Origin of the sequence: Pseudorhodobacter sp. E13, assembly GCF_003991405.1 — a bacterium.
In the GTDB taxonomy this organism is placed as follows: Bacteria; Pseudomonadota; Alphaproteobacteria; order Rhodobacterales; family Rhodobacteraceae; genus Pseudorhodobacter.
Genome location: NZ_RPEN01000157.1, coordinates 176,149 through 200,612, shown reverse-complemented (window position 1 = coordinate 200,612; position 24,464 = coordinate 176,149). Strand labels below are relative to the sequence as shown.

Below are 24,464 nucleotides of genomic sequence, written 5' to 3'. Positions count from 1 at the left end.
TTTCTTACTTGCCACCCTCGGCGCAAGCCAATGCACCCGGCAAGGCCAGCCAAGGACCCCATGCCAGCAAAAGCGGTCCGGCCCGCAATATGGGCCGGACCAATCTGAAAGATCAGACCGTCAAGGAAGGCGTGTTCTTCACACGGCTCCAACGAACGACCTTCGGCTTTTCCATCTGGCCCTTGATGCTCTGCTGGCTGTAGGTGATTTCGATCGCGCCAAACTGGAAGATAACGGTTTCTTCCGGCGTATCGTCACCGTCAGAACCCGACCAGCTGATATCCTGCACCATCACAAGGCGGAATTCGAACTTCATGAACACACCGCCGGTCACGCTGGCAGATTCGCCAGAGCGACGCAGTTCGACGATCATATCCTGAAAGTGCTTACCCGTCACCAGCGCGTGGAACAGACCGCAAGAAGCGGTGTCCGTTTTCTTGGTGACGGTGAATTCCTTGAAGGTTGCCTTACCGGCACCACCGCCCGAGCTGATCGAGCCGATGTTGATGTTGTTTTCCGCCCCGATTTCAAATGAGATGATCTCGAAAGCGCCTTTTTTGGAGTAATTTTCATCCTGGGTTTCGCCAGGAATGCCGCCAACATCCACGGATTCTTTACTATGGGTCGGAGACCAAAGAAATGCGTCAAAAGACATGAGTAATTCCCCTTACTGAGTTGACCGGACCGCGGGCTTTCCGCAACCGGCGCAGGCGTTTGGTGGCCCGCGGTTAATACAGCATCCGCAAAGATGCCCAGCTTAAGGATGGCTTGCGGAAATTGCCCGACTGAGCCACCGTTCAATAACGCCCTGTCCCTCAGGGCGCTTAGGATTACCCCTTTTCAGAGGGCAATTTTGACGTCAACCGCAAGGAGACCGACAGGCCTTCAAGCTGGTAATGCGGCCGAAGGAAAAACTTGGACGTGTAATAGCCCGGGTTCCCTTCAACCTCTTCAATAACAACCTCGGCTGCTGCCAAGGGGCGCCGTGCCTTTTCATCTTCGGGCGAAGAGGCGGCGGCGAAATCAACATACTGGTTGATCCAGTTTTGCAGCCAGGCCTGCATATCGTCCCGGCTTTTGTATGACCCTACTTTATCACGAACGATGCATTTCAGGTAATGCGCAAAGCGGCAGGTCGCAAAAAGATAGGGCAGACGCGCCGCCAGATTGGCGTTGGCCGTCGCATCGGCATCATCATATTCGGCAGGCTGGTGCAGTGATTGCGCACCAATAAAGGCAGCCAGATCCGAATTCTTCCGGTGAATCAAAGGCATCATGCCGTTGCGGGCCAGTTCTGCCTCGCGACGGTCGGAAATGGCGATTTCGGTCGGGCATTTCTGATCGACGCCGCCATCATCGGACGGGAAGGTGTGAGACGGCAGATTCTCCACCGCGCCACCCGATTCGATGCCCCGGATGCGCGAGCACCAACCATAGGTCTTGAAGGACCGGTTGATGTTCACAGCCATGCCATAGGCGGCATTGACCCAGCCATATTTCTCGGAATTCGCGCCTTCGGTGTCTTCCTCGAACGCAAAAGCCTCGACCGGGTCGGTTTTGGCGCCGTAAGGCAGACGGCCCAAAAAGCGCGGCATCGCGAGGCCGACATATTTCGAATCTTCCGATTCCCGCAGGCTGCGCCAGGACGCATATTCCGGGGTCTGGAAAATCTTGGTCAGATCGCGCGGGTTTGCCAGTTCCGACCAGCTATCCATCTGGATCAGGTTGGGGCTTGCACCGGTGATCAGCGGCGCATGGGCCGCAGCCGCGATCTTTGACATTTCCGACAGCAGCTCAACATCCGGCGGCGAGTGATCGAAATGATAATCGGCCACAAGCGTGCCATAGGGTTCACCACCGAACTGGCCGAATTCTTCCTCGTAGATCTTCTTGAAGATCGGCGATTGGTCCCAAGCGGTGCCTTTGAATTTCTTCAGCGTCTTGGCCATATCCTTCTTGGAGATGTTCAAAACGCGAATCTTCAGCATTTCATCGGTTTCGGTGTTGTTCACCAGATAGTGCAGACCGCGCCACGCGCTTTCCAACTGCTGAAAATCAGGGTGGTGCAGGATCAGGTTCACCTGCTCGGTCAGTTTCTTGTCGATTTCGGCGATGATGCCTTCAATGGTGCGCAGCGCATCATCCGAAACCAGTGCCGTGTTGGACAGCGCCTGTTCGGCAAGGGTTTTCACCGCTTGCTCCACCGCTGTCTTGGCTTGTTCGGATTTTGGGCGGAACTCTTTTTGCAGCAGGTTCGCAAATTCAGAATTCCCGAAAGCCTCCTGCGTGGCGCCGCCCGATGATTGAACTTCTGCTTCGGCCATGACTTACCCCTTGTCTTCTTCGGTCGCATCACCCTTGGGCGCTGGTTGGGCCGCCAGGGCCGACAGCAAAGCAGGGTCTTGAATAACAGTCGCGATCAGGTTTTCAGCGCCGGACTTGCCGTCCATATAGGTCATCAGGTTGGCAAGCTGCGTGCGCGCGTCCAGCAGTTTTTTCAGCGGCTCCACCTTTGCAGCAATCGCGGCAGGGCTGAAATCATCCATCGATTCGAACGTGATATCTACCGCCATATTGCCTTCGCCCGTCAGGGTGTTTGGCACGGTAAAGGCCGCCCGAGGCTTCATGCTTTTCATCCGGCTGTCGAAATTGTCGACATCAATTTCCAGAAACTTGCGGTCTGCAATCGCGGGCTGCGGCGCTTCGGACTTGCCCGCAAGGTCAGACATGACACCCATCACGAAAGGCAGTTGCACCTTCTTCTCGGCGCCATAAAGCTCCACATCATATTCGATCTGAACGCGGGGCGCGCGGTTCCTGGCAATGAACTTCTGTGAACTGGCCATTATATGCTCCCTGAAGAATTATTTGTGTATTGCGACAACAATGCAGCGAATGAGGGCCTTCGGTCAATAATCGTCATCATCCGGCAGCCCTCCGATGGTTTTGACATTCGGATAGCCACCCGAAGCCATATCTTTGACGATTGTGATGAAATCTGCGCCGACCAGCCGTTTTGCCCGCTCCAGCAACATCGGCACGGGGCTGGAAGGCTCTGCCCTTGCATAGTAATTGATCAGACGGTCCAACGTGTTACGCACATCTTGAGGGCTGTTGATCGCCCCGCCACCGCCGCCGCTGGCAGTCCGCGCGGTCTCGGCCGGGGCGCCTTCGGCAACCGCTTCCTCAGCCGCAGGCTCGCCTTCGCTGGCGGCACCGACACCGGCTTCGGCAAACTGGGCCTTCGCTTGCTTCAACAGCTTTTGCAGGGCACCAAGGTCCGGGCCCTGACCCGGGATCTTGTCATCGAAAATCGCGGTGATGGCTTTGACATCCTCCAGCGCTGCGACAACCGCTTCTTGCAAGGCCTGCAATTTCGCCGGATCAGTATCTTGAAACGCCGCCGAGACGGTTCCGGTATCGGGGATGTTTTCCATGCCTTCCGGCGGGGCCATATCGCCAGACGCAATAGCGATGTCCCGCAGGCTTAGCCGCCCAAAAGCACGGCTTTCGGTCAAGGGGGCCAAGCGGACAGAGCGCAGAATCGTATCGCCATCGACCAGCGAGGCGACAGCATTCACCCGCATCGTGGGGTCATTGTCATCATCGGCGTCCAGTTGCGGATGGCAGGTATCCCACCATTGCTCCAGACAGCCGCGCATATAGGCCGTTACCCGCGCCAACCCCGGAAAGCCTTCGGTTCTGAGCATGGAATTGGCCAGAAACACCGCAGCGCGCAAATCATGGCTACGCCCCAGAACTTCGGCTGCATGGGTGATGACTTCTTCATGATCTGGTTCTTCGGCGGCGATAACACTGTCGCCGATCTGACGTTCTTCTCCGGGCTGTGCTGCCAGTTCCAGCGAGATAAACGCGGGATCATACTCAAGATTTTCGCCACTCGGCTCTTCGTCGCCATGGCTGTTGAGAAAGGCAGACAGATCCATAGAAAGACTCTCAAATGTAATTCAAATTCAAACGCACTACTGATACTTGCCGCAAAGGTTAGCAGAACGAACCCTTCAATCCAGCAATTTTTAACGCAAAATCAAAACTTCGCAAAATCCTGTTCAATGCCCCCATATTGTCGTGGATTGAAAAAATTTCAAGCCTTGTCATCACAAATGCACCGTCGGTCGCGCAAGGATCATTCAAAACTTGACCGACGGACCCAAATCGCGGCATCCTTCAGGGGTTATTTTTGACATATTTTTTCCCCGGAGGGGGCAATGGGTGAATTTCAAACAGAAGGTGCCGAGCTGAAGAAGCTCGTCAAGATTGCGCGCACGAAATCCTTGGCTTTCGCCTTCTGCCCGGCTGCGGGCGAGGAGGAGCCGATGTTTTGCCTGCATCGCCGCAAAAAGCCAGAGATTCTGGGCAAGGCTCTGCGCAAGGAATCAGAGCAGACCAAAGTCGCCTTTGGCATGGCGACCGTGGAGGGCAAAACCCTGAACATGACCTGTGATCGCCTTGTTCCGGGCATGTCGAAGAAGTTGAAAAAGTTTTTCCGTGGCCAGAAACTGCCTCTTGATGTCGTGGTCATGGATGCGGAAGGGCAAGAGGTAGGCGGCTAAGCCCCCGCCCAAAGCGCCGCAGAACAGGAGAGCAAGATGGCTGATTTCGAAGCAACCGGAGAGGAGCTGCACCAGCTTGTCCGGCTTGGCAAAAAGCGCCCGATGCCCTTTGCCTTTTGCCCCAGCGCGGGCGGCGATAGCGAAAGCCTGTTTGCCACGCATCGCAAGAAGCCGCCGGAAATGATCGCCAAATCGGCGCGCAAAGCCTCGGGGCAGACCAAGGTTTGCTTTGGCACCTTCACGGTTGAGGCCAAGCTGATGACGCTTGTGCTGATCAAGGAGCTGCCCTCCATCGCCAAGAAGCTGAAAAAGCATCTTCGGCACGAGAGGTTGCCGTTGAACGTCAAAGTCGTAGACGTGATGGGCAATGAACTGGAAACCGATATCGAGGACCTGCCCGACGATCCCATTCTGGATGCCGATGAGGAAGAGATCGACGACACTGACGCACCCGAGGAGGCCAGCGCCGACACCACGCAGCCCGACCCGGATGACGATTTGCCCGACCCCAAAGACCTCGCGCGCCAGCTTAAGGCGCTGCAACCGGGGATCATGGCGCTGCAAGGCGATGCGGGCGATAAGCTGCGCGCTGCCTTGGGGGGCGCGGTTGGTTTGCTGAAGGCCGGTGATCTGGTGCGGGCAGAAAGCACCATCAACGCCATCGGGCGGGCCTATGACCGGCAGGCCAAGGCTGCCGCCGCACCACCACCCCCGCCGCCACCACCCAATGCCGATGCCTTGGCCGCCGCCCAACGGTTGAAAAAGCTGCACGGCCAGACCGGGCTGCTGCAAGGCCCGGCGCAGGAAAAGCTTGGCGCTGCCCTTGGGCTTGTGGCCAAGATGATCACCGGGGGCGATCTGGCAAAGGCCAGCCAGACCATGGACGCGGTGGAACAGGCGATGACCCGCGCCAAGGCCGACGCCGCACCAAAGCCCGACAGCGCCACCCCTGCGGCCCCCACCGCCGAAGCCCCTGCCCCGACAGAGGCCGCGCGCAAATGGGATGCCATCGCCGCCAAGCTTGAACCCGTGGTTCTCGCTACGATCAAGGCCGGGAAAGGCGATATCGACGCGATCAAGCTGAAGTTCTACGCGATGCAGGATCAGGCCGCTGCGGGCCAGCATGAGGCCGCAATCGCCGCCGCCCCCGCCTTGGCCGAGATGATCCGCAGCGCGCAGGCTGCCACACAAACCCAAGCCGAGGCAGCGATTCCCGCCGATGTCGTGCCCTTCGTGAAATCACGCCTTGCCTGGATCAACACCCGCACGCAATTGCGGGCTGAAATGCAAACTCTGAAATCCGCGATGGACACGGCGCTGTCGAATATCGAAGGCATGGAGGAGGCGATTGCAGAAACCGGCAAGCTGTTCACCTATCTGGATGCGCTGGACAATCGGTTGGAAAACACGCTGGAAGATCTGGTCAAAACGCCAGACGGGCCAGAACGTCAGGCGCTGAAAGCCAAAGCGCGCGAGATCATTGCCGAATATAGCGCAGAGCTGGATGGCGATTTCTTCCGCGATGTCGATGGCGACAACGGCTTTGCCCCCGTCAAAATCCGCGCGCCCGCCGTAGCGGCGTTGCAGCAAGTCTCAACCGCGCTTGCAGCGTAATCCCGCGCTACAGGTCCACCCGCATCACGCCACCTGCGGCCTTGGCACGCGCGCAGCACAGGATGACGCGCGTTTCCCGCTCGGCCGCTGACAGCACATAATCGCGATGCTCGATCTCTTGATCGGCGGCGTGGCCCACCGCGCAGACCCCGCAAATCCCGTCAGAGCATTTCGTGCTGATGGGCAGCCCCGCCTCGGCCAGCACATCGGTGGCGGATTTGTCAGCAGGCACCGCCAGCCGCTTGCCGGATCGGGCCAGTTCCAGCGTGAAGGGATGGTTCACCCAATCTGGGGGTTCCGGCACGGTGAAATATTCGCGCAGCAAGGCGGCCTCGGGCCAGCCCTTCGCCTTGGCCGCTTCAAACACCGCATCCATGTAGCGGTTTGACCCGCAGGTATATAGCCGGAACCCCGGCGCATAGGCGGGAATCACCTTGGTCAGATCGGCGCGCTGCCCGGATTTTGACAGGTGCAGATGCGTGCGGTCAGCCCAGGCTTGCGCGGCCAGTTCCGGCGCAAAGCCAGCGGCCTGTGCGTCACCGGCGGAATAATGCAGCGCGAAATCGCGGCCCAGCGCATGCAAACGATGCGCCATGGTGATCATCGGGGTGACACCAATACCCCCTGCCATCAGCAGGCTGAACGGCGCCGCCTCGTCCAGCGGGAAATGGTTGCGGGGCGGGCTGATGAACACCCGCCGCCCTTCGCGGAAAATTCGGTGCATGAGGGCGGAACCACCACGCCCTTCTGCCTCACGCAGCAGGCCCAGCACATATTTGGAACGGTCTGCCGGGTCACCCGCCAGCGAATACTGCCGTTGGTATTCCGGTGCGATCACCACGTCGATATGCGCGCCCGCGGTGAAGGCCGGCAAATCGCCGCCATCGGCGCGGCGCAGTTCGAACCGGGCGATATCGGGGCCAAGGTCTTGGCGTTTCGCCACGACCACCGGAAAGACGGGCGGTTCCTCAACCGCTTTGGGGCCGGGGGCAAGGCCGTCCGTCTCCCCCCGCGCCAATCGGGCCTGATACTCTTGCGGCAGCAGCAGCGCGCGATAGCGTTTTATGCCGTCCTCGCGGTTCAAGGGCTGCACCACCGGATAGGGCTGCGGCATCACATCGGCGGGGTAGACGGCCAGAGTCTGATCTTCATATTTCAGGTCAATCTCGGGGCTAAGGCCGCGCGTATTGGTTGCCCGCGCCGTCACATAGCGGCCCGCCTTGGGGTCAAGTTCAATATCCCACCACCATTTCTTGACCGGGTTGATACGGCCACGGCCCAGCTTGTCATCCAGCGCGGCAAGGGCCTTGGCGGTTTGCGGGGCCTTCATCGCAACCCAGCGGAACGCCGATTCCGAAAACAGCCCCTCAAGGTTCCACGGGCAGGTTTTCATACAGCGGCCACACATGCCCCCCGCCGCATTGGTCAGCCGGTAGCGCGTGCATTTTTCGGCGTCCGATTTCCAGATTTCATAGCCGTTATACATCAGCTTCGGCCCGGCAGTGATCGCCCCCGACGGACATTCGCGCGCGCATTTATTGCAGGAATTACAAAAGGTTTGCAGGCCAAAGTCGATGGGCAGATCATGCTCCATCGGCATATCGGTTGTTACCGTGCCGGATTTCAGACGCGGGCCAAGATAGGGGTTCAGGATCACCTCACCGATGCGCGACACCTCGCCCAAGCCTGACAACAGCAAAAGCGGCGGTTGCAGCACCTCACCATCAATCACCGAATGCACGCGCGCGTCATAGCCGAGGCGGCGGATTTGTTCACCAACCACGCCGCCCAACAGCGAAAACCGCAAATAGGCCCGCATGGATTGCGCGACCGAAATCCAGTCATCGCCCGAGGCACCCTCCATCGTTTCATGCCCTTGGTCGAGCAGCAGGTTGACGGCATGCGGGTGGCGCGCAGCAATCGGGTCGCCGTTGGAGCCATGCGAATACCACGCCCATTCCGGCACGCGGCACAGGCCCACCGCATCGGCAGACAGGTAATAGCTGGCAGCTTTCAGGTTTTGCGCGTTGCGCTTGGGGTCAGCACTGCGCGGGGACGGGGCCACGCGCGGCCCGCCGAATTGCAACAACAAAAGCGCCCCCAAAGCCCGGCGCGCACAGGCCCCGATGGGGCTTTTGACAACGTAATAGCCGCCCTTCGCCACCTCTTGCACCGATTTTCCCATATCCCCGAACAGCGCGCGGGCAAAAAACTCTGCCCGTTTGGGAAAGCGGGGGATGCGGGGTTCATCCATGAAGGTGGTGGGCGTTTTCACCCGCTTCAGGGTTTCGAACGGATAGGGGCCAAGGTGGAAAGGACGCTTGGCAAAGGGCACGGCTGTGGCCGCCCTCCGCGCCGTGCCGCGCCCCAGTTGCCAATCGGGACCGTGGCTGCGCAAGCCGTTATGCCCCGCATTGGCGGCAAGCGGCGCATCGGGCACCAGTTCCAGCGTGGTTGTCACGGCGGCAAGGGCAAAGCGTTTGCCGACATAGGGCGCGGTGCCCGTTTCATCCACCAGCCCCGCGCTGACCGCCAGCCGCGTCAGGTCAACATCGGATGTGCTGGCCGAATGGGCCCGCGCCTCATATCCCAACAGCCGCAAATAGCTGGACAGAACCACGGCGGTGTTATTGGCCAAAAGCGCTGCGCGATGGGCTTGGCTACCGTGAAGCCAATCTGTTCCCGGCTCTGCTTTGGCGGGGTCGCGGGTGAATTCGACCAGAAACACCAAGGCATGGCTGTGATGCGGAACCGGGCCATGCGTCAGCCGCGCGGCATCCAGCACATCGGCATAGATCTGGTCAATCCCGGCGGCATGGGTGGCGGGCTGACCTTGTTCCAGTTCCTGCCGCAAGGCATCAATATCCGGGTTGCGGTAAGGGGTGGCAAGGTGATGATCGGCGCGCAGGGCGGCGATGCCCACCATCGCGGCATCGAAGTAATAGCTCGCGGCCTTCAGGTGCTGGCTGCGAGCCAAGGGATCTGCGGGAATATCGGCAATACCATGGCCCAGCGCACCATCGCGCACGGTGTCAAACATGCCCATAAACCGCGCCATCGCATGGGTGAGGTTTTCCGGGTCGGGATGGTCAAAGGCCAAGGGCATCGGCGTGGGAAAATTGCTGAAATCCACCTGCCCATCATGGCGGCGCAACCGCTCCAGCGGGAAGGGGCCCAGATGCACGGGCCGGTCTTTGATGGAAAACATGCGCATCACAAAAACCTTTCAGAAACCGGTCAGGGTTTGGGTTTCGCCATCATCCAGCAAGGAAATGGCCTGCATGAACGCCGCGTGCTGGGCCGGGGTCAGCTTGGCCGCGAAATGCGCGCCCTCGGCATCGACAATCCGGCGGGCTGCTGCATGCACGTCGCGCCCCGCCTCAGTCAGCGCAAGCGCCACCGCGCGGCCATCGCCCTGCCCCGCCTCGCGCAGCACAAGCCCCCGCGCCTCCAGCCCGCGCAGCAGGCGGGACATGGTGGGCCGGGTGATCCCGATATAACTGGCCAGATCGGAGGGCGCGGTGATTTGTGCATCCGCAATCCCCGTCAGTACACACCACGACAGCCGCGTCAGACCCAAGGACGCAAGCTGCCCTTCCAGCCGGGATTGCATGATCTGCGCAAGCCGCGACACGCGAAACCCAAGCCGTTTGTGAAGTTCATGCTCTGCCATTCCGCCCCCATGCGATACTGGTGCAGGGTGGCGAAACTGATTATCAGTGTCAACTAGATTGACAAACCTGGGCAGTCCGCGGAAATAATTGGGAACCACCTGCGCCACCAGCGCGTTATACCGCGTTACCTTTACAGAAAGTGCCCCATGGTCCGCTCTATCCTGCTGTCTGCCGCTTTTGCCCTTTCCGCCCCCTCCGTTCAGGCCGAAGTGATCGGCGAGGTGGGTGTGGACTGGTTCGGCAATGATATCATCATCGAAAGCATCGCAGACCCGAAGGTGCAGGGCGTTACCTGCCATCTGGCCTATTTTGAACGCGGGATCATCGACCGTTTGCAACAGGGCAACTGGTTTGAGGACCCGTCAAATTCCTCTATTTCCTGCACACAGACCGGGCCAATCACGCTGGGCGACATCAATCGCGGAAAGGGCGGTGAACAGGTGTTCAAGGAAAGCCGTTCGATCATCCTGAAATCCATCCGTGTCACCCGCGTGTATGACGAGGCTTCGCAAACGCTGATCTACCTCGCGCATGGCAGCGAGGTCAGCCAAGGCTCTGCCAAGACCTCTATTTCTACGATTCCGCTGTATCAGGCCAAGTAGCGCACCGGATTCAAGCAACGCACCGGCTTACAGATCAAAGCTGGCGAAAACCGGGGCGTGGTCGCTGGGGTGATCCCAGCCGCGCACATCGCGCAGAATACGGCTGGAATGGGCGGATTTGGCAATATCGCCCGTGGCCCAGATATGATCGAGGCGGCGGCCCTTGTCGGCGGCATCCCAATCCTTTGCGCGATAAGACCACCAGCTATACAACAGCCCTTCGGGGATATCGGCGCGGGTCACATCGGCCCAGTTGCCCGCTTCCATCACCTCGTTGAAATGCTCCACTTCAATCGGGGTGTGGCTGACGATTTTCAGCAGGGCCTTATGGCTCCAGACATCATCTTCGCGCGGGGCGATGTTCAGATCGCCGACAAGGATCGAACGGCTGGGCTTTTCCCATCGGAACCAGTCGCGCATCTCGGTCAGGTAATCGAGCTTTTGGCCGAACTTCTCGTTCTGCTCCCGGTCGGGAATGTCGCCACCTGCCGGCACATAGCAATTGTGGATGACAACGCCATTTTCCAATTGCGCCGCCACATGGCGGGCATGGCCCATCTGCACGAAGTCGCGCCCGCCCGCATCGACAATCGGCAACTTGGACAGGATCGCCACGCCGTTATAGCCCTTTTGCCCCCGCGCCACCATGTAGCGATAGCCCAGCGCCTGAAACTGCTCCAACGGGATTTTTTCCACCGGGCTTTTGCATTCTTGCAGGCACAGAATATCGGGGGCTTCATCCGCCATCAGCCTTGCGACCAGGTTTTCCCGCAGGCGGACCGAGTTGATGTTCCATGTGGCAAGCGTGAACGGCATGGGAAGGCTCCTGTTTCAATCGGCGCACAGTAGGGCGGCGCCGGGGCAGGCTCAACCCGTTTCCTGCGGGACCCTCTTGCCGCGCTGGGTGCGGCGCGTCATGCTGGCGCAAATAAAGGGGGCGCGCGCCATGCTGCTGGTCAGAAATCGGAATTACCGGCTGGTGTTTTCCTCGGCGGCGATCACCAATCTGGGGGATGGGGTGTCGACGCTGGCGCTGCCATGGTTGGCCACCTTGCTGACACGGGATGCAATGCTGGTGGCAATGGTGGCAACGGCCCAGCGCCTGCCGTGGTTCCTGCTCAGCCTGCCTGCAGGCGTCTGGACCGACCGGATGGACCGCCGCGTGCTGATGGTGCGGGCCGATGTGGTGCGGCTGCTGCTGACCATGCTGATCGTCGCTTTGGTCCTGTCTGCCACCAGCCTGCCCTTACCCGATGGCACAGGCACCCCGATGATCCTTGCGCTAGCGCTGGTGGCCTTTCTGCTGGGCTGCGCCGAGGTCCTGCGCGACAATGCGGCGCAAACCATCCTGCCCTCTATCGTGGCCAAGGCCGATCTGGAGGCCGCAAACGGCCAGATGTGGAGCGCCGAGCGCGTGATGGGCGAATTCATCGGCCCGCCGCTGGCTGGGGTGCTGATTGCGATGGGCGTGGCGGTGCCGTTCGGCTTTGACGCGGCGACCTTTGCGGTGGCGGCGGTGCTGATCTGGCTTATGGTGCTGCCGCCGAGTGCGCCGCAAACCCCTGCCCCGTTCAAAGAGGCGCTGCTGCAAGGCATCCGCTGGATGCGGGCCAATCCGGTGATCTTGCAACTGGCTGTGATGCTGGGGGTGATCAACGCCTGCCACATGGCCGGGCTGACCATTCTGGTGCTTTACGCGCAAGAGGTGTTGCAGCTTGATGCCATCGGCACCGGTTTGCTGATGACCGCGGGCGCGGTGGGCAGCGTCTTGGGTGGGTTGATCGCGCCGCGCATCTGTCGGCAGATCGGGTTGCGGGCCAGCATGATCTTTGGGCTGATCGCCTTTGGCACCGATTATGCGCTCTTTGCCCTGACGGGCTCTGCCGCTGTGGCGGGCTTGGCGTTGGCCATCGGCGGCTTTGGGGCGATGGTGTGGAATGTGGCCACCGTGTCGTTCCGCCAGCGTATCATCCCGGATGACATTCTGGGCCGGGTCAACAGCATCTACCGCTTTTTCGGCTGGGGCTCGATGCCTTTGGGCGCGTTGGCGGGCGGGGCGCTGGTCAGCCTGACAGAAGGGGATCTGGGCCGCGAACTGGCCCTGCGCCTGCCCTTTGTGGCGGCCACAACGGGGATCGTGCTGGTGCTGATCTATGCGCTGACCCGGCTGCGCCGCTAGGGCGCAAGATCAGTGAACCAACCGTGATTGACGGATTTTATCTCCTCAATCAGCACAAGGATACGCGACAAATGCCTGTTCATCGCCGCTGCTGCGGCTTCGGCATCGGCTTGGGTGATCGCGTCAAAGATCTGGATATGCTCTTTCAATGCAAGCTGCTGCGACGAGGCGCTTAGCGAGAGCATGCGGATACGGTCCATATGCGCCTTGCTTTCGTTGATCAGATCCCAGACATATCCGGCCCCCGCCAACACGCAAATCTCGCGGTGGAAGGCATCATCCAAAGCGTGAAACAGATCGCGGTTCTGCGCGGCAACCGCCGCCTTTTGCGCCTCGATCAATTCGGCCAGACGCGCCAGCCCGGCCCCGCCTGCCATGGCGCATGCGGTGCGGCAGGTATGCTGTTCCAGCGCGGTGCGGATGAAACGGGCGCGCAGCACCGCCGCCTCGGAAATCAGGCTGACCGTGGTGCCGCTTTGCGGGCGTATCCACAAGAAGCCCAGCCGCGCAAGCCGTTTGAACGCCTCTCGCACAGGTTGGCGCGAAACGCCCATTTGTCTGGCAATCTCCGTCTCGGATATGCGGCTGTTGGGTGGCAGGTCCAACGTCAGGATTTGCTGCTGCAACCTGTCAAACACCTGATCTGCGATGGTGCGCTGTGGCGCAAGCCCCATGGTCTGCCCCGGCAAGCTGGCATTCGGCTGGTTGTAAGATGTGGTCAATGGGCGGCCCCCCGTGGCGCAACGATCATCAGAATACAGCAAAGCCCCGTCAGCACAACTGGGATACCAGTTGACTCGGTAAAAGTCGTATACTAGGTTATTACTTGCCAAGCCAGCACGACAATCGGTCTGCCGTTGGATGGGTTAAAAGGGGGGAGTGCCGTGAGCCTGCTGGATGAAAATCGGTTGTTTCCGGTGGATGCCACGCTGCGCAGCCTCGCGCGGCGGCTGTATGACGGCGTGCGCGACCTGCCGATCATCAGCCCGCATGGCCATACCGACCCGCGCTGGTTCGCCGAAAACGCTGCCTTCCCTGATCCGGCACAGCTTTTCGTCACCCCCGATCACTATGTCTTTCGGATGCTGCATTCCCAAGGCATCCCGCTGGAACGGCTGGGCGTGCCACGCAGTGACGGCGGCCCGACCGAGCAAGACCCGCGCAAGATATGGCGGCTGTTTGCGCAGAATTACCACCTGTTTCGCGGCACCCCGTCGCGGCTCTGGGTGGATCACGCGTTTCAGGATGTGTTTGGCATCACGGAACGGCTGTGCGCCGCGAATGCAGATGCGATTTATGACCAGATCGCCGCGTGCCTGACCCAAGATGCCTTCCGCCCCCGCGCATTGTTTGAACGCTTCAGGATCGAGGCGATTTCCACCACTGAAAGCGCGATCGACGATCTGCGCTGGCACAAGATGATCCGCGACAGCGGCTGGACGGGCAAGGTTGTCACCGCTTACCGCCCCGATGCGGTGGTGGACCCGGAGTTTGCCGGCTTTGCCCAGAATGTCGAGCGGCTGGGCGAAATGACGGGCGAGGATGCGACCACTTGGGCCGGCTATCTGGCCGCCCATCGCAACCGCCGCGCCTTTTTCAAAAGCTTTGGCGCCACGTCATCCGATCACGGCCACCCGACCGCCCGCACCGAAGACCTTGCCCCCGATGTGGCAGCAGCCCTGTTTGACAAGGCCCTGCGCGGACAGTGCAGCCCCGAAGATGCCGACCGGTTCCGTGGCCATATGCTGACGGAAATGGCGAGGATGAGCCTTGATGACGGCTTGGTGCTGCAAATCCATCCCGGCTCTTTCCGCAACCATTCGGCGGATATCATGGTGCGGTTTGGCCGCGACAAGGGCTATGACATCCCCACCCGCACCGATTACGTCAGCGCCTTGCGCCCCTTGCTGAATGCGGTGGGCGGGCGGCCTGATCTGACGATCATTCTGTTCACGCTGGACGAAACCACCTATGCGCGCGAACTGGCCCCCTTGGCGGGGGTCTATCCGGCGTTGCGGCTTGGGCCGCCGTGGTGGTTCCATGACAGCTATGAAGGCATGATGCGCTTTCGCGAAATGGCGACCGAGACGGCGGGCTTTTACAATACCGTGGGCTTCAACGATGATACCCGCGCCTTCTGCTCTATTCCTGCGCGTCACGATGTGGCCCGCCGCGCCGATTGCTCTTTTCTTGCCACGCTGGTCGCCACCGGGCGGCTGGAGGAGGAGGAGGCGCATGAGGTCGCGACCGATCTTGCCTACCGGCTGGCGAAACAAGCCTATCGGCTGTGACCCCAGCCCACGCGACACACCGGCGCAGCGGCGCCTGACCTTCCGCGCGCAAGCGCGACCCACTTCAAAAAGAAAGACCAGACACATGCTGAAAACCCAGACCCGTTACGCCATTGATCCCGCCACCGCCCGCACGCTGGACACCGAGCAATTGCGCGACCATTTCCATGTCGGCGGCCTGTTCGCAGAAGGAGAGATCAATCTGGTTTACAGCCATTATGACCGGTTGATCCTTGGGTCTGCCGTGCCTGCGGGTGGCAAGCTGACGCTGGACAAAGTGGCCGAAACCGGAACCGCCTCTATCCTTGATCGCCGCGAGATGGGCGTGCTGAACATTGGCGAGGCAGGCAACGTCAGCGTGGGCGGCACCAGCCACAGGTTGGAAAACGGCGAAGTGCTGTATATCGGCAAAGGTGCCGGACCTGTGACCTTTGAAGGCAAGGGCCGGTATTACGTTCTGTCAGCCCCGGCGCATCAAACCTATCCGACCCGGTTGATCAAACTGGCCGATGCCCGCCGTGTGGAATTGGGCGCGCGCGAAACTGCGAATGAACGGGTCATCATCCAATTCCTGCACCCTGATGTGTGCCAAAGCTGCCAACTTCTGATGGGCTACACCCAATTCGCGCCCGGCTCTGTCTGGAACACCATGCCTGCGCATATCCATGACCGCCGGATGGAGGCGTATCTTTACTTCGAACTGCCAGAAAACCAGCGTGTGTTCCACCTGATGGGCGAACCATCGCAAACCCGCCATATCGTGATGGCGAATGAAGAGGCGGTTCTTTCCCCGCCGTGGTCGGTGCATTCGGGGGCGGGCACTGCGTCTTATACCTTCTGCTGGGCGATGGCGGGCGATAACGTCGATTTCACCGATATGGACATGATCGCGATGGAGGATTTGCGGTGAACGCGGCCTTTTCCCTGAACGGTCGCCGCGCTTTGGTGACGGGGGCCAATACCGGCATCGGGCAGGCCATTGCCATCGGGCTGGCCCAAGCCGGGGCAGAGGTGCTGTGCGCAGGGCGCCGCGCCTGTGATGACACGGTTGCGCGGATTACGGGCGCGGGTGGCACGGCCTCCTCTGTCCTGGTGGATTTCGCGGACCCGATGGCGGGGCAAGGGCTGTTCGACGGGGCCGGGATCGACATACTGGTCAACAACGCAGGCATCATTCGCCGCGCCGATGCGGTAGAGTTTACCGAGTCCGATTGGGATGCGGTGATGGACGTAAACCTCAAGGCGCTGTTCTTTACCACGCAGGCCTTTGCCAAGGCGGCCTTTGCGCGGGGCGGGCAAGGGGCGGTGGTCAATATCGCGTCCTTGCTGTCGTTTCAGGGCGGCATCCGCGTGCCGTCTTATACCGCGTCCAAACATGGGGTCGTGGGGCTGACCAAGCTGCTGGCGAATGAATGGGCGGCCAAAGGCATCAACGTCAACGCCGTGGCCCCCGGCTATATCGAGACGAACAACACCGAAGCCCTGCGCGCCGATGCCGACCGCAACCGCGCGATATTGGAACGGATACCGGCAGGGCGTTGGGGCCAAGCCGAAGATATCGCGGGGGCAGCGGTTTATCTCTGCACCCCTGCGGCGAAATATGTGCATGGCGCAGTTCTGAACGTGGATGGAGGCTGGCTTGCCCGCTGATCACCCCGCCAAGCCGGCCACTGGCATCGTGCATCTGGGGCTTGGCGCGTTCTTTCGCGCCTTTGGCTGCATTTACATCGCTGATGCGATGGCGGCCTCGGGCGGGGATTGGGGGATTGTGGGGGTATCGCTGCGCAGTCCCGATACGCGCGATGCGTTGCGTGGGCAGGATTGGGGCTATACCTCGGTTGCGCTGACAGCGGCGGGGGCGGTGCCGCGCTGGATCACAGTGCTGAACGATGTGCTGGTCGCCCCCGAAGACCCGGCGGCGGTTCTGGCCGCGATGACCGACCCAAAGGTCAAGATTGTCAGCCTGACCGTCACCGAAAAGGGCTATTGCCACAACCCGGCGACGGGGACGCTGAACCGCGACCATCCGGATATCCAGCATGATCTGGCCCATGCGCTGCCCGTCTCGGCCCCCGGTTTTCTGGTGCGTGCCTTGCAGATGCGCCGCGCGGCGGGGCTGCCACCCTTTACGGTGCTGACCTGTGACAACCTGCCGGAGAACGGCAAGCTGCTGCGCGGGCTGGTGCTGGAGCTGGCGCGCTTGCTGGATGCAGGTCTGGCCGATTGGATCGCGGCACAGGGGCGTTTTCCCTCTACCATGGTGGACCGGATTACCCCTGCCACGACGCCCGCCGATATCGCCCGCGTGGCAGACATGACAGGCCGCCCCGATGCCGCCCCGGTGATGCACGAAGCCTTTGCGCAATGGGCGGTAGAGGATGATTTTGTGAATGGCGCACGCCCCGATCTGGCCGCCGCCGGGGTGGAACTGGTTGCCAATGTCACCGCGCATGAACATATGAAACTGCGCATGCTGAACGGCACCCATTCGGCGCTGGCCTATACCGGCTACCTGGCGGGGCATGAAACCATCGCCGACACGGTGGCGGACCCGGTCTTCGCCGCCTATGTCCGCCGTCTTTGGGCCGAAATCATGCCCGCCGTGACAGCCCCGCCCAATGTCAGCCTAAGCGCCTATGCCGATGCCTTGTTTGATCGCTATGCCAACCCGAATATCCGGCACCGCACATGGCAAATCGCGATGGATGGCAGCCAGAAACTGCCGCAGCGTATCCTTGGCACCCTGCGCGAAAACCTTGACGCGGGGCGCGCAGCACCCGGCCTGTTCCTCGCCGTGGCGGCATGGATGCGCTATGTCAGTGGCACCGATGAGGCCGGCAAACCGATAGATGTGCGTGACCCGCTGGCCACAAAAATGCAGGCCGTTTTGGCCGCTGCCCCCACACCCGCCGCCAAGGCAGCGGCCCTTTTGGCCTTGCGAGAGGTGTTTCCCGCCGATCTGGCAGACCGCATGCAGCCCCCGCTGACGCGTGCGGCTGAAACCCTTTGGTCCATGGGGTCATCGGCGGCCATTGCCGCGTTGAACAAGGCAAACCCCTGACACCAAGACAAAAAAAGGCCGGGCGCGTATGCCCGGCCAGGTCCAACAGGGAGGATGCCGCGCCATAACCCCGACGCGACAAGGGGAACCAATACAACCACTATACGTCAGAAAAGCCGAATCTGCTGCGCCAAGATTGAGATTCTGCCGTAGTATGGCAGTCAGGCAACAAGTCGATAGCCGCCCGACTCTGTCACCAGCAAGCGCGCGTTCGAGGGATCAGGCTCAATCTTCTGGCGCAACCGGTAGATATGTGTCTCTAACGTGTGGGTCGTGACCCCGGCGTTATAGCCCCAAACCTCATGCAGCAGCACATCCCGCGCCACCACGCTGGAAGATGCCCGATAGAGGAATTTCAGAATATTCGTCTCTTTCTCGGTCAGACGGATTTTCTTGTCCTTCTCATCCAGCAGCAGTTTCTGCGCGGGCTTGAACGTATATGGCCCAAGCTGGAACACCGCATCTTCCGACTGTTCATGCTGGCGCAATTGCGCGCGGATACGGGCCAGAAGCACCGGGAATTTGAACGGCTTGGTGATGTAATCATTCGCGCCTGCGTCCAGCCCCAGAATGGTATCGGCATCCGTGTCATGGCCGGTCAACATCAGGATCGGGCTTTTCACACCCACTTTCCGCATCCGGCGGCACAGCTCTCGGCCATCGGTATCGGGCAGGCCGACATCAAGGATCACCAGATCATACAGATCGGCTTTCGCCCGTTCCATTCCATCCGCACCGTTCCCGGCCTCGAACACATCGAAGTCTTCGGTCATGACCAACTGCTCGCTCAGCGCCTCGCGCAGGTCGTCGTCGTCGTCCACCAACAGAATTTTGCGCAATGATGCCATTGTCGTGCTCCTTCTTGCTTGTGTTTGAGATGCGCCTGCAACACCGTTTCGGCAAGATATGCTGCAAACTTCTCACGGGGTCGTGTGAGATTTGGGCGGTATGTTTCAATTTCCTGCGGCTGCGGTTACATCAAAGGCGCAGAACAAGGACGCAAACATGGTGCTCGGCCTTTCGATCGTTGAACAATTGACCCGCGCGCGGGGCGATTTGCGGATGGGCGTGCCGGTTCTGGTGCAGGATGGCACGCGGGCCTTGCTGGTCGTTGCGGTGGAATCGCTGGGGCAAACGCGGCTGGAGGAGATGCAGGCGCTTGGCCCGCTGGAACTGGCGCTGACGGCGCGGCGGGCGGAAACCCTGAAAACCCCGGCCTATGATGGCGATCTGGTGCGCATCGTCGTGCCGCCTGACACCGGAATGGATTGGTTGCGCGCGCTGGCGGACCCCGCGGATGATCTGCGCTTTCCGATGAAAGGCCCTTTGCGCAGCCTGCGCGATGGCCACGCCGATCTGCACCGCGCGGCGATTCTGCTGGCGAAATCTGCGCCGCTGCTGCCCGCCATTGTCGCGGTTGCGGTGCCCCCGGATCTGCCGGGGGCCGAGGCGCTGACCCGCCTGCCCCTTGCCGCGATTATGCCAGAGCTGACGCGCAGCTCTCCGCTGCATCCTGTCAGCGCGGCACGTTTGCCGATGGCCGCCGCAGGCGCGGGCCGCGTGCATGTATTGCGCCCCGAAGACGGCGGGCCAGAGCATTACGCGATAGAGGTGGGTCGCCCCGACCGCGCCGCCCCGGTTCTGGCCCGGCTGCACTCCGCTTGTTTTACCGGGGATGTGCTGGGCAGCCTGAAATGTGATTGCGGCCCGCAACTGCATGCCGCCCTGACCCAGATGGGGGCCGAAGGTGCAGGCATCCTGCTCTACCTCAACCAAGAGGGGCGCGGGATTGGGCTTGCCAATAAGATGCGCGCCTATTCCCTGCAAGATCAAGGCTTTGACACGGTAGAGGCCAACCATCGCCTTGGCTTTGAGGATGATGAGCGTGATTTTCGCCTTGGCGCTTCCATCCTGCGGGAATTGGGATTTTCCGCTGTGCGCCTGCTGACCAATAACCCTGCCAAACTCGCCATGATGGAGGCGATGGGCATCCGCGTGGCCGAACGCGTGCCGCTGCGGGTGGGCAAAACCGACCAGAATGCCGCGTATCTGGCGACCAAGGCCGCGAAATCGGGGCATCTGCTATGACGGGCGATCTGCGGCTGACCCCGACAGGCGTGCTGTTTGCGGGCCGCCGCTTTGCCTGCACCATCGGGCGCGGTGGGATACGCGCGGACAAGCGCGAAGGCGATGGGGCGACACCTGTGGGCGTGCATCGCATCATGGGCATGTATTACCGCCCCGACCGTTTGCGCGGCGCATCCCTGCCCGGCTGGGCGCAGCCGATCCGGCTGGGCGATCTGTGGTCCGATGATGTGGCGGACCCGGCCTATAACCACTTGGTCCGCAGGCCGCACCCGTTCAGCCATGAGCAGATGCGCCGCGCCGATCCGCTGTATGATCTGGTGATGATCACCGATTGGAACTGGCCGGGTGCAGTGCCGGGCAAAGGATCAGCGATTTTTCTGCACACATGGCGGCGGGTGGCTTATCCGACGGCAGGCTGCGTGGCCTTTGCGCGCCACGACCTGCTGTGGATCGCCGCGCGCATTTCACTTGGGGCGCGGCTGATCGTTTCACGTTAATCGCGCCGGAACGCCACCTCAAACACGCCAGAGCGCAGCGTGAATTCCTGTGGGCCAGTTTTGGCTTTGCTGCTGTCAAACACCATCTTGATGTCGATGGATTTGATATACAGCGGCGACAGGTGGCCGGGGCCAAGGATGACGCGGTAGTCCATCCAGCAGGTCGTGACAGTCCCGTCGATGCTGGATTTACCGGGGCTGACCGCGATCACCCGGCGGCCATCATACAGCTTGAACGCCTCTGGGCAGGTGCTACCCGACACAAGGCGACCGAACCCCGCCACCGGGTTCAGCACACCCTTTGGCACCTCTGCCACGTTTGACAAGGCGGTGCGGTCTCTTTCGGGGGTGATCGTCACCTCCACCACTTGCCCCGCGCGATCTGTCGCAATCTCTACCGCGCGGCTTTTGCGCTTGGCGCTGCTTTTGCCTTCATAGCGCGCGGCTTGACCGCCGGTCTGGCGGCTGCGCCCCGCATAGCCGCCGTCGAACACGCCCAAAGGGGTGCCATCAAAGGTGCTGCGCAGCTCGGTTGTCGCGCCGGGGTCATAGCGCAGGGTGCCAAGCTGATGCCCGCCCAGAAACACCGTGTAGGATTGTTCCGCCGCGGCAGGGCTGGCAGCCAGCACCAGCAAAAGCGCCGCGCGTTCAAGCATAAGTGCGCGCGCCGAAAATGGCCGAGCCGACGCGGATATGCGTGGCCCCGGCCGCGATGGCAGCCTCAAAATCGCTGCTCATGCCCATGGACAGCCCGGCCAACCCGTTACGGGCGGCTATGGCGGCGAGGGCCGCGAAATGCGGGGGGCTGGGTTCATCTTCGGGGGGGATGCACATCAGGCCCTTGACGGGCAGATCAAGCCGCCGCGCCTCGGCGATGAAGGCATCGGCATCGCCGGGCAGAACCCCGGCTTTCTGCGGCTCTTCGCCGGTGTTGATCTGGATGAACAGATCGGGGCTGCCGCCGCGCGCCTGTGCCAGATTGGCCAGTTTGGTGGCAAGGGACGGACGGTCGAGCGTGTGGATCGCATCAAACAAGTCCACCGCCAGCTTGGCCTTGTTGGTTTGCAACGGCCCGATCATATGCACCTGCACCGGACCAAACTCCGCCCGCAGGTCGGGCCATTTGCCAGCGGCTTCCTGCACATAGTTTTCGCCGAACACCCGATGCCCTTCGTCCAGCACTGCGCGCACGCGGTCCAGCGGCTGCACTTTGGACACCGCGATCAGGGTCAACGTGGCCGGGTCGCGCCCGGCGGCCTGACAGGCAGTCAGCAGACGAGATTGGATGGCGGACAGGGACATGGGCAAGCCTTTTTGATCGGTCATCGGGAAATTAGGCCGATGCTGCGCAAAAGGAAAGGGCGGTGCCTCCGGCGGGGATATTTGGGCCGAAAAGAAAGCGGGAGGTTTTAGAATTCCACCTTGGGCAGGGTGCCGATGGTGCTGCGGATGGCATTATCTACGCCATTGCCGATACGCAGGCTGTGGTTGCCGCTTTGGATATAGACGGAACTGCGCGGGCGGGTGCGGTTGAAGGTTTTGGTGTTGACCTGATCCATATCCAGCACGATGCCATATTCAAGGCCGCCATCTGTGACGCCATAGGCATGGGCGGTGATCCGTGTGCCTGCGACCGCTTTCAGATCCTCGCCATCAAACACAAGGCCCATCTTTGCCTCGCCGGAAAACACCACCTCGGCGGAGGCGAGCGGGGCAGAGGCGCAAAGTGCGGCGGCGGTGAGAACAGGCAAAAGCGGGTTCACGCGGGGCATGGGTGGCCTTTTTCGGCTGTGGCAATGGCGAAAGCGTGCCAGAGGCGGCGCTGTTTGGCAAGCGCAGGGCCATCACATCGGCGCGGGGTGCCTTGCAGGCGGCAGAAAAGAAAAGAGCGGGCGCAAGGCCCGCTCTTTCCCCAAGAACCAATCCGGTTGGATTAGAACGTGAACTTCAGGCCGAAGTCAGCTTTGACTTTGGAGCCGGGGACGTTGTTGTCGGCCAGACCGCCAGCAACGGATGCACCGCCGCCCAGCGAGTATTCGCCGCCCAGACCCCAGGAGGTCACAGCTTTGAGGCCAGTGGTCTTGTCGTTGCGAACGAAGCCCTTGACGGTGATTGCGTCAAACTTCGAGGTCACACCGATGCCATACTGCTTTTGCTTCGGCAATGTGCCACCGGACATAGCACCGTAGAATGCCATTACGGTGGTGTCCGCGAAGGTGCCGGTTGCGCCGATGATGGTGTGCTTGCGAGCACCGCCAACAACGGGCTTAGAAACTTCGTGAGCCAAGGCAACGCTGTAAGCGTCCATGGAATACTTCACACCAACAGCGACTTCGTTTGCAGTGTCAACGCCAACTGCAGCAACCGGAGCGATCACACCAGTGGTGGTGTTCAGTGCGAAACCAGCAGGCACTGCAGCTTGCTTACCGTCGTTCATCGACAGAGCGAAGGACAGAGCGCCAGCGGAGTAGGTGTACAGAGCGTTCGTGCCCGAAACGGAACCGCCATTGTCACCGGTCAGGTAGGAAACGTCGTTGTTTGCAACGTCCTGGAAGCCGATTTCCGGCAGATCGCCGATAACTTCTTCAGCAGCGCCAACAACGTCGCCCATTGCGAGCTTGCCGAATGCGCCGGAGATATACACGTTGCCAGCATTGCCGGTAGCAGCGCCAGTTGCGTTGTCAGCGCGGAACGAACCGCCGAACTGCAGGCCGCCATCGGTTTCACCGGACAGGGTGAACACAACGCGGATACGGCTGGAGAAGTTCAGGTCAGCGCCGTCATATACGACACCCATACGGCCGTTGCCCGAAACTGCAACTTCAGCGGCAGCAACGCCAGCGGTTGCAACGAGCGCGGTCGTAGCAATAAGAATCTTTTTCATCGTTTTCCCTCGTGTTTTTTTCAAAGGTGCTGCCCAATTCAGGGAAATCCGAACTGGGTATGCACTTCTAATCAACCCTTCCTGCCTTGATTGCAACGATCACGGCGTCCGGAATAGGAAGAACGTGTTTTGTGGTGCGTCAAAGCCACAGTAGAGTGACCCGCCGGGGCGTTTTTAGCTGTAAAGGTGCCGGAACACGGGGTTTCACAGGGTTTCGGGCCTGCGCGCCGAAGGCAGGCAGCACGGACCATCTGGCCATCGCCGCGCGGCAGGTTGTCTGAATCGCCGCGATTCTGCTGCTGCTCTGGCTGCGGTCGTTCAGGATGGGTTTACGCGCGAATCCTTGCTGGCATATAGGTAGGGTATTGAAAGCCCTTGTTCCAAAGGGGGCGCTAAGTTAGACAAACGTTGTTGAAAGCCGGGAGCCCCGTATGAGCCGTTATCTTCTTCGTGCCACCGTGATGGGTGTGACAGTAGCCTTGGTCGCGTCATGTAGCGGTATCGCAAGCGGGGATTCAGGGCTTTTTGGATCGCGCAACCGCAATACGGTGCCGTCCGAGGCGACATTGCGCAGCAAGCAAGCTGCCGATGCCCAGCGCGCGGCGCTTGAGGCATCGAAGCCGCGCGAAGACAATGGCACGCTGTGGGATCTGTTCACCAATTCGGATGATCCGAACACCACGGTTGAGGTGAACAAGTATATCTGGAACGCGACGCTGGATATTCTGAACTTCCTGCCCGTGCAGACGGTGGACCCGTTTACCGGTGTGATCGTCACCGGCTATGGCACCCCGCCGGGCGGTGGCCGTGCCTATCGCGCGACTGTGTATATTCAGGACCCGGCGCTGGATGCGCGGTCGTTGAAGCTGTCGTTGCAGACGCGGGGCGGTGGCGCGGTGAGCCGTGACACCCAGCGCGCGGTGGAAGACGCCATCCTGACACGGGCGCGGCAGTTGCGGATTCGCGACAGCAAGCTGTAAGGCAAGCGAGGGCCAGCCCT

24 protein-coding genes are annotated in these 24,464 nt (G+C 60.9%); 11 read left to right on the top strand and 13 right to left on the bottom strand.

Annotated elements, in window-relative coordinates; all coding sequences use genetic code 11:
* Window positions 1–112: 112 nt before the first annotated feature.
* The 4 genes from EGN72_RS13265 to tssA all read right to left on the bottom strand — a co-directional run bounded on the left by EGN72_RS13265 (window position 113) and on the right by tssA (window position 3,947).
* Complete coding sequence (locus EGN72_RS13265) at window positions 113–655, bottom strand: type VI secretion system tube protein Hcp (RefSeq protein WP_127048348.1); 543 nt, start codon at window positions 653–655, stop codon at window positions 113–115.
* Window positions 656–830: 175 nt separating this feature from the next.
* A complete protein-coding gene (gene tssC, locus EGN72_RS13260; RefSeq protein ID WP_127048347.1) occupies window positions 831–2,324 on the bottom strand; it encodes a type VI secretion system contractile sheath large subunit in 1,494 nt (497 codons plus the stop codon).
* Window positions 2,325–2,327: 3 nt separating this feature from the next.
* Complete coding sequence (tssB, locus tag EGN72_RS13255; protein ID WP_370323282.1) at window positions 2,328–2,846, bottom strand: type VI secretion system contractile sheath small subunit; 519 nt, start codon at window positions 2,844–2,846, stop codon at window positions 2,328–2,330.
* 63 nt (window positions 2,847–2,909) lie between these two features.
* Window positions 2,910–3,947, bottom strand: coding sequence for a type VI secretion system protein TssA (gene tssA / locus EGN72_RS13250; RefSeq protein WP_127048343.1), 1,038 nt, complete (start codon window positions 3,945–3,947; stop codon window positions 2,910–2,912).
* 282 nt (window positions 3,948–4,229) lie between these two features.
* On the opposite strand from tssA, the gene EGN72_RS13245 reads away from it, so the two are divergent.
* Entirely contained in the window at window positions 4,230–4,574 is a 345-nt protein-coding gene (locus tag EGN72_RS13245; RefSeq protein WP_127048341.1) for a hypothetical protein, read from the top strand.
* A gap of 36 nt (window positions 4,575–4,610) precedes the next feature.
* On the top strand, window positions 4,611–6,188 hold the full coding sequence (locus EGN72_RS13240; protein WP_127048340.1) for a hypothetical protein: 1,578 nt from the start codon (window positions 4,611–4,613) through the stop codon (window positions 6,186–6,188).
* 7 nt (window positions 6,189–6,195) lie between these two features.
* On the opposite strand, the gene EGN72_RS13235 is transcribed toward EGN72_RS13240, so the two are convergent.
* Window positions 6,196–9,402 (bottom strand): 4Fe-4S dicluster domain-containing protein, encoded by a 3,207-nt coding sequence (locus EGN72_RS13235; protein WP_127048338.1) that lies wholly within the window; start codon window positions 9,400–9,402, stop codon window positions 6,196–6,198.
* Window positions 9,403–9,414: 12 nt separating this feature from the next.
* Window positions 9,415–9,861, bottom strand: a complete 447-nt coding sequence (locus EGN72_RS13230; protein ID WP_127048336.1) for a MarR family winged helix-turn-helix transcriptional regulator — start codon at window positions 9,859–9,861, stop codon at window positions 9,415–9,417.
* Between the two features lie 147 nt (window positions 9,862–10,008).
* Here EGN72_RS13230 and EGN72_RS13225 point away from each other — a divergent pair, with 147 nt between their 5' ends.
* Entirely contained in the window at window positions 10,009–10,464 is a 456-nt protein-coding gene (locus EGN72_RS13225; protein WP_127048334.1) for a CreA family protein, read from the top strand.
* A 27-nt stretch (window positions 10,465–10,491) separates the two neighbouring features.
* On the opposite strand, the gene EGN72_RS13220 is transcribed toward EGN72_RS13225, so the two are convergent.
* Window positions 10,492–11,280, bottom strand: coding sequence for an exodeoxyribonuclease III (locus tag EGN72_RS13220; protein WP_127048333.1), 789 nt, complete (start codon window positions 11,278–11,280; stop codon window positions 10,492–10,494).
* A 130-nt stretch (window positions 11,281–11,410) separates the two neighbouring features.
* Here EGN72_RS13220 and EGN72_RS13215 point away from each other — a divergent pair, with 130 nt between their 5' ends.
* The gene (locus tag EGN72_RS13215; protein ID WP_233587135.1) at window positions 11,411–12,643 is read left to right on the top strand and encodes an MFS transporter; all 1,233 of its coding nucleotides are present in this window, start codon (window positions 11,411–11,413) and stop codon (window positions 12,641–12,643) included.
* On the opposite strand, the gene EGN72_RS13210 is transcribed toward EGN72_RS13215, so the two are convergent.
* A complete protein-coding gene (locus tag EGN72_RS13210; RefSeq protein ID WP_233587134.1) occupies window positions 12,640–13,365 on the bottom strand; it encodes a GntR family transcriptional regulator in 726 nt (241 codons plus the stop codon). The two genes, EGN72_RS13215 and EGN72_RS13210, sit on opposite strands and share 4 nt — an antisense overlap.
* Before the next feature lie 162 nt (window positions 13,366–13,527).
* Here EGN72_RS13210 and uxaC point away from each other — a divergent pair, with 162 nt between their 5' ends.
* The 4 genes from uxaC to EGN72_RS13190 all read left to right on the top strand — a co-directional run bounded on the left by uxaC (window position 13,528) and on the right by EGN72_RS13190 (window position 17,995).
* Window positions 13,528–14,934: a glucuronate isomerase gene (gene uxaC, locus EGN72_RS13205; RefSeq protein WP_127048329.1), complete on the top strand. Its 1,407-nt coding sequence runs from the start codon at window positions 13,528–13,530 to the stop codon at window positions 14,932–14,934.
* 85 nt (window positions 14,935–15,019) lie between these two features.
* A complete protein-coding gene (gene kduI, locus EGN72_RS13200) occupies window positions 15,020–15,844 on the top strand; it encodes a 5-dehydro-4-deoxy-D-glucuronate isomerase (RefSeq protein ID WP_127048328.1) in 825 nt (274 codons plus the stop codon).
* Entirely contained in the window at window positions 15,841–16,584 is a 744-nt protein-coding gene (gene kduD, locus EGN72_RS13195; RefSeq protein WP_127048326.1) for a 2-dehydro-3-deoxy-D-gluconate 5-dehydrogenase KduD, read from the top strand. Before kduI ends, kduD begins: the two co-directional genes overlap by 4 nt.
* On the top strand, window positions 16,574–17,995 hold the full coding sequence (locus EGN72_RS13190) for a mannitol dehydrogenase family protein (protein WP_370323281.1): 1,422 nt from the start codon (window positions 16,574–16,576) through the stop codon (window positions 17,993–17,995). The genes kduD and EGN72_RS13190 overlap by 11 nt, the downstream gene beginning before the upstream one ends.
* 161 nt (window positions 17,996–18,156) lie before the next feature.
* Here the strand turns inward: EGN72_RS13190 and EGN72_RS13185 are convergent, their stop codons facing one another.
* Window positions 18,157–18,843 carry a response regulator transcription factor gene (locus EGN72_RS13185; protein WP_127048322.1) on the bottom strand — a complete coding sequence of 229 codons (687 nt, stop codon included), beginning with the start codon at window positions 18,841–18,843 and terminating at the stop codon, window positions 18,157–18,159.
* Window positions 18,844–19,000: 157 nt separating this feature from the next.
* On the opposite strand from EGN72_RS13185, the gene ribA reads away from it, so the two are divergent.
* Window positions 19,001–20,083, top strand: coding sequence for a GTP cyclohydrolase II (gene ribA / locus EGN72_RS13180; RefSeq protein ID WP_127048320.1), 1,083 nt, complete (start codon window positions 19,001–19,003; stop codon window positions 20,081–20,083).
* On the top strand, window positions 20,080–20,580 hold the full coding sequence (locus tag EGN72_RS13175; protein WP_127048319.1) for a L,D-transpeptidase: 501 nt from the start codon (window positions 20,080–20,082) through the stop codon (window positions 20,578–20,580). The genes ribA and EGN72_RS13175 overlap by 4 nt, the downstream gene beginning before the upstream one ends.
* Here the strand turns inward: EGN72_RS13175 and EGN72_RS13170 are convergent.
* The 4 genes from EGN72_RS13170 to EGN72_RS13155 form a co-directional block, all read right to left on the bottom strand.
* Window positions 20,577–21,236 carry a hypothetical protein gene (locus EGN72_RS13170; RefSeq protein ID WP_127048317.1) on the bottom strand — a complete coding sequence of 220 codons (660 nt, stop codon included), beginning with the start codon at window positions 21,234–21,236 and terminating at the stop codon, window positions 20,577–20,579. The two genes, EGN72_RS13175 and EGN72_RS13170, sit on opposite strands and share 4 nt — an antisense overlap.
* Window positions 21,229–21,882 carry a YggS family pyridoxal phosphate-dependent enzyme gene (locus EGN72_RS13165; protein ID WP_127048315.1) on the bottom strand — a complete coding sequence of 218 codons (654 nt, stop codon included), beginning with the start codon at window positions 21,880–21,882 and terminating at the stop codon, window positions 21,229–21,231. The genes EGN72_RS13170 and EGN72_RS13165 overlap by 8 nt, the downstream gene beginning before the upstream one ends.
* Window positions 21,883–21,989: 107 nt before the next feature.
* Complete coding sequence (locus EGN72_RS13160) at window positions 21,990–22,352, bottom strand: porin (protein ID WP_127048313.1); 363 nt, start codon at window positions 22,350–22,352, stop codon at window positions 21,990–21,992.
* Window positions 22,353–22,513: 161 nt separating this feature from the next.
* Window positions 22,514–23,464: a porin gene (locus EGN72_RS13155; RefSeq protein WP_127048311.1), complete on the bottom strand. Its 951-nt coding sequence runs from the start codon at window positions 23,462–23,464 to the stop codon at window positions 22,514–22,516.
* 431 nt (window positions 23,465–23,895) lie between these two features.
* Between EGN72_RS13155 and EGN72_RS13150 the strand changes: the two genes are divergently transcribed.
* Complete coding sequence (locus tag EGN72_RS13150) at window positions 23,896–24,444, top strand: DUF3576 domain-containing protein (protein ID WP_127048310.1); 549 nt, start codon at window positions 23,896–23,898, stop codon at window positions 24,442–24,444.
* Window positions 24,445–24,464 lie beyond the last annotated feature (20 nt).

Coding starts and splice junctions, on each gene's coding strand:
- EGN72_RS13265 (WP_127048348.1), bottom strand. CDS start 655: ATGTCTTTTGACGCATTTCTTTGGTCTCCGACCCATAGTAAAGAATCC.
- tssC (WP_127048347.1), bottom strand. CDS start 2,324: ATGGCCGAAGCAGAAGTTCAATCATCGGGCGGCGCCACGCAGGAGGCT.
- tssB (WP_370323282.1), bottom strand. CDS start 2,846: ATGGCCAGTTCACAGAAGTTCATTGCCAGGAACCGCGCGCCCCGCGTT.
- tssA (WP_127048343.1), bottom strand. CDS start 3,947: ATGGATCTGTCTGCCTTTCTCAACAGCCATGGCGACGAAGAGCCGAGT.
- EGN72_RS13245 (WP_127048341.1), top strand. CDS start 4,230: ATGGGTGAATTTCAAACAGAAGGTGCCGAGCTGAAGAAGCTCGTCAAG.
- EGN72_RS13240 (WP_127048340.1), top strand. CDS start 4,611: ATGGCTGATTTCGAAGCAACCGGAGAGGAGCTGCACCAGCTTGTCCGG.
- EGN72_RS13235 (WP_127048338.1), bottom strand. CDS start 9,402: ATGCGCATGTTTTCCATCAAAGACCGGCCCGTGCATCTGGGCCCCTTC.
- EGN72_RS13230 (WP_127048336.1), bottom strand. CDS start 9,861: ATGGCAGAGCATGAACTTCACAAACGGCTTGGGTTTCGCGTGTCGCGG.
- EGN72_RS13225 (WP_127048334.1), top strand. CDS start 10,009: ATGGTCCGCTCTATCCTGCTGTCTGCCGCTTTTGCCCTTTCCGCCCCC.
- EGN72_RS13220 (WP_127048333.1), bottom strand. CDS start 11,280: ATGCCGTTCACGCTTGCCACATGGAACATCAACTCGGTCCGCCTGCGG.
- EGN72_RS13215 (WP_233587135.1), top strand. CDS start 11,411: ATGCTGCTGGTCAGAAATCGGAATTACCGGCTGGTGTTTTCCTCGGCG.
- kduI (WP_127048328.1), top strand. CDS start 15,020: ATGCTGAAAACCCAGACCCGTTACGCCATTGATCCCGCCACCGCCCGC.
- EGN72_RS13185 (WP_127048322.1), bottom strand. CDS start 18,843: ATGGCATCATTGCGCAAAATTCTGTTGGTGGACGACGACGACGACCTG.
- ribA (WP_127048320.1), top strand. CDS start 19,001: ATGGTGCTCGGCCTTTCGATCGTTGAACAATTGACCCGCGCGCGGGGC.
- EGN72_RS13175 (WP_127048319.1), top strand. CDS start 20,080: ATGACGGGCGATCTGCGGCTGACCCCGACAGGCGTGCTGTTTGCGGGC.
- EGN72_RS13170 (WP_127048317.1), bottom strand. CDS start 21,236: ATGCTTGAACGCGCGGCGCTTTTGCTGGTGCTGGCTGCCAGCCCTGCC.
- EGN72_RS13165 (WP_127048315.1), bottom strand. CDS start 21,882: ATGTCCCTGTCCGCCATCCAATCTCGTCTGCTGACTGCCTGTCAGGCC.
- EGN72_RS13160 (WP_127048313.1), bottom strand. CDS start 22,352: ATGCCCCGCGTGAACCCGCTTTTGCCTGTTCTCACCGCCGCCGCACTT.
- EGN72_RS13155 (WP_127048311.1), bottom strand. CDS start 23,464: ATGAAAAAGATTCTTATTGCTACGACCGCGCTCGTTGCAACCGCTGGC.
- EGN72_RS13150 (WP_127048310.1), top strand. CDS start 23,896: ATGAGCCGTTATCTTCTTCGTGCCACCGTGATGGGTGTGACAGTAGCC.